Origin of the sequence: Skermanella aerolata KACC 11604, assembly GCF_000936425.1 — a bacterium.
GTDB lineage: Bacteria > Pseudomonadota > Alphaproteobacteria > Azospirillales > Azospirillaceae > Skermanella > Skermanella aerolata.
This window is the reverse complement of the sequence record NZ_AVFK01000151.1, coordinates 1-1,856: the sequence shown is the minus strand read 5'-3', so window position 1 is coordinate 1,856 and position 1,856 is coordinate 1. Positions and strand designations below refer to the sequence as shown.

General features: G+C 63.8%; 3 protein-coding genes. All 3 read right to left on the bottom strand.

Going from position 1 to position 1,856, the window contains the following annotated elements; translation table 11 throughout:
- Positions 1–353 (bottom strand): IS3 family transposase (locus N826_RS38890; protein ID WP_044437968.1); only part of this gene is annotated, 353 nt, incomplete at its 3' end.
- Positions 354–373: 20 nt separating this feature from the next.
- Positions 374–658, bottom strand: coding sequence for a transposase (locus N826_RS38885; RefSeq protein ID WP_044437967.1), 285 nt, complete (start codon positions 656–658; stop codon positions 374–376).
- Between the two features lie 75 nt (positions 659–733).
- On the bottom strand, positions 734–1,856 hold a 1,123-nt coding region (locus N826_RS38880; RefSeq protein WP_169789520.1), incomplete at its 5' end, for a recombinase family protein.

The following is a 1,856-nucleotide window of genomic DNA, read 5'->3' as shown; positions in this document are numbered from 1 at the left end:
CAGACCTGGTTGGCGCGGTCGATCGTCAGGCCGCCCAGCAGGTAGGGATGCTTGGCGTGCTCGGGTGCTGCCTTGCTGGTGTTGGGGCGCTGGTAGATGGCCACCAGTCCCATCAACCGCATCAGGCGCTGAACCCGCTTGCGATTGACGGGGAAGCCCTGGGTGGCCAGCCACGCCGCCATGCGGCGCGACCCGTAGAAGGGCCGCGCCAGGTACTGGCGGTCGATCAGCTCCATCAGCCGGAGATCGTCGGCGCTGACGGAAGCCGGGCGGCGGTAGACCGAGGCGCGGCTGACATCCAGCAAATGGCACTGGCGGCTGACGGACAGATTGGGATGCGCGCGGTCGATCATCGCGCGGCGCTCGACCCGGCTTACTTGCCGAGCCTCCTGGCCAAAAAATCATTCTCGACCTTCAACTGGCCGATCTGGCGGTAGAGTTCGCCGACCTGGATTTCGTTGGTCTTGTCGTCCCGATCGCTGCCGTTCTCGAACACGCCGGCCGCGCCGTCGAGCAGCGCCTTCTTCCAGGCGTGGATCTGACTGGGATGGACACCATACTCGCCGGCCAGTTCGCCGACCGTGCGGTCTCCCTTGATCGCCGCCAAGGCCACCTTCGCCTTAAACGTCGCGCTGTGCTTCTGCCGAGACTGCTTCATGACTGCTCCTGTTTCTGAGCCGTTTATAGAAGCAGGACTCTCGCATCGTCACCTGTCTCAGATCCGGGGTCCATCTTACGCATCGATCAGCCGCGCCACTTCCCGATCCATGGCCGAAAGCTTGCGTTCCAGACGCTCGCGCTCGTGCTCAGCGGCGGCGTCAACCGCCGGATCGCCCCGGCTCTCCTCATATCGGGCGCGCAGTAACGCCGGATCGGACAACAAGCCGCTGACGAAGCTCCAGACCTGCTCTTCCACCCAGTCGGCCTTGACGCTGCGGCCGTCGCACGCGCCCGGACTGGTCCGGGGATAGCAGGCCGAGCAAATGTAGCGTTGAGAGGACACGCTGCTCCAGGCGCCGATCATGCGTCGGCCACACCGGCCACAGATCAACAGGCTGCGCAGCAGATAATGATGCTTGGTGTTGTTGCGGGTTGCTCGGACCCGGTTGGCGACCAGCTGCTCCTGGGCCAAGCGCCACAGGTCGGGATCAAGGATCGCTGGGGCGGGGACCACGATCCACTCCTCTTTGGGGCGCAGCCGTCGACTGCGCCCATTGCCCGGCTGACAATCCTTGAGACCGCGTGCCCGCCGGGGGCCGATGGCGTCGGCCGTCCGATAGCGATTGTACCTGCCCTCGCCGATGTAGATCGGATTGGACAGGATATGGGCAACGGTGCTCTGGCTCCAGCGGGCGGTGCCACTTCGCGTCGGCACGCCTCGTGCGTTGAGTCGCTTCGCGATCCCATGCGAACTGAGTTGCTCATCGACCAGCCAATGATACAACTGGCGAACGATCGCCGCCTCGGCGTCATCGACAGTCAGATGCAGTGGAGCGGCTTCCGACTTCGGGACACAACGATAGCCATAAGTTGCATTGCCGCCCCAGTTGACCCGACCCTGCCGTGCCCAATACAGGCGTCCCCGGCGTAACCGTTCCTGGATTACGGCACGCTCATACTCGGCAAACACTCCTTGGATTTGCAGCAGCATCTGCTGCTCCGGGCTGTCGCCGAAGGCGTGGTTGAGAAAGATGATTGAGCATCCCGCCCGCTGAAGCTCGTCGATCACGACCACCTGATAGGCGTAACGACGGGCAAGTCGATCCGGCGATACGACCAGAACAAGGTCGCATGCCCCCTCGCTAACCGTAAGCATCCGCCGAGCACCGCAGGAGGGAGCCGTTGAGAAGAGGGCA